5 protein-coding genes are annotated in these 2,566 nt (G+C 49.5%); 4 read left to right on the plus strand and 1 reads right to left on the minus strand.

Features of this window, described 5'->3' with window-relative positions; translation table 11 throughout:
• Positions 1–207: 207 nt before the first annotated feature.
• On the plus strand, positions 208–834 hold the full coding sequence (locus QUB16_RS33175; RefSeq protein WP_333322626.1) for a calcium-binding protein: 627 nt from the start codon (positions 208–210) through the stop codon (positions 832–834).
• Positions 835–865: 31 nt separating this feature from the next.
• On the opposite strand, the gene QUB16_RS33180 is transcribed toward QUB16_RS33175, so the two are convergent.
• The gene (locus tag QUB16_RS33180) at positions 866–997 is read right to left on the minus strand and encodes a hypothetical protein (RefSeq protein WP_333322628.1); all 132 of its coding nucleotides are present in this window, start codon (positions 995–997) and stop codon (positions 866–868) included.
• 221 nt (positions 998–1,218) lie between these two features.
• Between QUB16_RS33180 and QUB16_RS33185 the strand changes: the two genes are divergently transcribed.
• From QUB16_RS33185 to QUB16_RS33195, 3 genes are read left to right on the plus strand one after another with little or no spacing between them, the layout of a single operon-like run.
• Positions 1,219–1,488, plus strand: coding sequence for a hypothetical protein (locus QUB16_RS33185; RefSeq protein ID WP_190663726.1), 270 nt, complete (start codon positions 1,219–1,221; stop codon positions 1,486–1,488).
• Positions 1,485–2,183: an energy-coupling factor ABC transporter ATP-binding protein gene (locus QUB16_RS33190; RefSeq protein ID WP_445251189.1), complete on the plus strand. Its 699-nt coding sequence runs from the start codon at positions 1,485–1,487 to the stop codon at positions 2,181–2,183. The genes QUB16_RS33185 and QUB16_RS33190 overlap by 4 nt, the downstream gene beginning before the upstream one ends.
• Before the next feature lie 59 nt (positions 2,184–2,242).
• Positions 2,243–2,521, plus strand: coding sequence for a hypothetical protein (locus QUB16_RS33195; protein WP_333322631.1), 279 nt, complete (start codon positions 2,243–2,245; stop codon positions 2,519–2,521).
• Positions 2,522–2,566: the final 45 nt, after the last annotated feature.

The raw sequence follows: 2,566 nt of genomic DNA on the forward strand, positions 1-2,566 counted from the left end.
AATTTAACAGGCTTCTCAATTCACATATCATTTCCCGTCTGTTTTGTCAACTCCTGATACTGAACCGACGCCCTAGACCTTATTTTCACACCTGTAACGATCGCAACACCAACAATCAATGCCCCCGGCTCAGGCAATCCTACAGGGCAATCAGCAAACACTGTTACGGGCCTGTTTTACAACCTCTCAGACAGTAAGGATGATATTTTGCTGTTCTCACTGCCCTCGACTGCTACTGGCAAACAAATCTTAGCCCTATCTGGCAGCGACAAGATTACTGGCACCAGCGCCGCTGATACGGTTAACGGAATGCAAGGAGCCGATACAATTGACGGAGGCGCGGGTAATGACAGTTTATCCGGCGGTAAAGAGTCAGATTCCCTTGAAGGTGGTGCTGGCAACGACCAAATATTAGGCAACAATGACAACGATACTCTTACCGGAGGAGAAGGCAATGATACTATCCGGGGCGGTAAAGAGAAAGATAGCCTGACTGGTGGTGCTGGCGATGACTTTCTCTATGGCGATCGCCATCAAGATTTTCTCACCGGTGGCGATGGAAACGATACATTTGTCTTAGCTGGGGGACAGATAGCAGCGCTCAGTTTAACAGATGCAGATGTGATTACAGACTTCAAGACTGGCGACAAAATTGGTCTCACCGACGGGAATACATTTGGCGGCCTCTCCTTTGAAAATGTCAGTTTGACTCTGACTGGACAACCTGCTGTCAATTCTATAGCAATTAAAGTTAAAGCCGACTCCAGTTATTTGGGTATCGTTCAAGGGGTAGCGCAAAGCGCTTTGACGGCAAATGCTTTTGTTATTCTGTAGCATGGGCTTTGTCCACTCTATTTGAGTGAAATTAATCGCGATCGCCTTTGAGTTTGAGAGGAGGCGATCGCACTTGTATTCTTCCTGTGCGAGGGGCGAGCGCACTCATCACCATGTGCCAGTTGCGTCCATGACCACGAATTTCAAAGGTGATACCCGCCACGTGATTTATCCGTGGGATCAATCCAAAATCTAAAATCTAAAATCCTCAAGCCCCCGAATTGATCTCGCGCAAGTCAATCCAAAATCTAAAATCTAAAATCTAAAATCGAATGACTGTCCTCATCTCCCCCATCCCCCCATCTTTTCCATCCCATCATCCTCTTCTGCTCCTCAGCACCTATACTTAAAATTGGGATCTTACAGTTAATTTTTTTAAACCGAATGTTCAGCATTGACATCATTGTGAAAAATACGCCCGTCTCGCTGTCGGTGCAGCGGAAGTTGGAGGAAGACGCTGAGACTGTTTACCAGCAGGTACTGGCGGCGATTCGCAACTCCCAACCGCAAATTTTGGAACTAACTTGCGAGAAAAATCCTGAGAAAAAGGTGGCTGTGCTCAGCAGCGAGATTTCTGGGGTGGTGGTTTCTCAGAAATCGGGGGCGTCATCTACAGGCCGATCCCCTGGGTTTGTCTCGATGACAGCAGAATGAGGGCTGGGGGTGTTGGTGCCGATATGAGCCAGTCAGCCGTTGCTGTGCGGGATTTGGGTTTTTGCTGGCCGTCGGGCGATCGAGTGTTGCAAGGTTGCTCTCTGGATGTACCCAAGGGCGAGTTTTGGATGCTTTTGGGCACTAACGGCAGCGGCAAGTCTACGCTGTTGAGGCTGATGGCTGGGCTGCTGCACCCCCTGTCGGGGGAAATTGACCTGAGTGGACGGGTGGGGTTTGTGTTTCAAAACCCCGATCACCAATTGGTTATGCCGACGGTGGGTGCGGATGTGGCTTTTGGTTTGGTGGAGGAAAAGCTTTCTAACGTTCAGGTGCGGGAGAGGGTGGCGGAGGCTTTGGAGGCTGTGAATTTGCTGGATTTGCAGCGGCGGCCGATTTATGCTTTGAGTGGCGGTCAGAAGCAGCGAATTGCTCTTGCTGGGGCGATCGCCCGTCACTGCGAAATTCTCCTGTTGGACGAACCGACGGCTTTGTTAGATCCTGATTCTCAGTTGGATTTGGTGGCGGCGGTGCAGCGCTTGGTGAAAAATCGCGGGATTACGGCTTTGTGGGTGACTCACCGTTTGGATGAGTTGAATTATTGTGATGGGGCTTTTTTGTTGGAAAAGGGCCAAGTTGTCGATCGGGGAGATCCGGCGCGTTTGAAGCAGCGGTTGATGCAAAGTCAAGATGTTTAGCCCTTAAGTAGCGGACGTAAAATAGCTGTAGAAGTCAAAGAGTCGCTAGGAGCAAAAAAATGACCGTTGAAGAAGCGATCATCGATAAGGTGCGGGTGTTGCCACCTGAAAAGCAACAAGAGGTGTTAGCGTTCATCGAGTTTTTGGATTCGGATGAGTGGGAGCATATCTATAAAGGGCGGTTTAAGGAACTCCAGCAAGAAGTGCAGATCGGAATTGATGCGGCGGATCGAGGAGATGTCATCGATGCTGACGTGATGTTTCAAAGGTTGCGGGACAAACTACGGCAGCAGCAAGCTCAGGTAGTTGAAATACTCACCGGCATAAATGCGCGGTGATTCTTGACGCTTCATAGGGTTCTGCTAACCGTTGCTAGTCTAACA

The organism is Microcoleus sp. D3_18a_C4 (genome assembly GCF_036702415.1).
In the GTDB taxonomy this organism is placed as follows: domain Bacteria; phylum Cyanobacteriota; class Cyanobacteriia; order Cyanobacteriales; family Microcoleaceae; genus Microcoleus.

Excerpts from the sequence above, each read along its gene's own strand:
- QUB16_RS33185 (WP_190663726.1), top strand. The coding sequence starts at position 1,219 with ATGTTCAGCATTGACATCATTGTGAAAAATACGCCCGTCTCGCTGTCG.
- QUB16_RS33190 (WP_445251189.1), top strand. The coding sequence starts at position 1,485 with ATGAGGGCTGGGGGTGTTGGTGCCGATATGAGCCAGTCAGCCGTTGCT.
- QUB16_RS33195 (WP_333322631.1), top strand. The coding sequence starts at position 2,243 with ATGACCGTTGAAGAAGCGATCATCGATAAGGTGCGGGTGTTGCCACCT.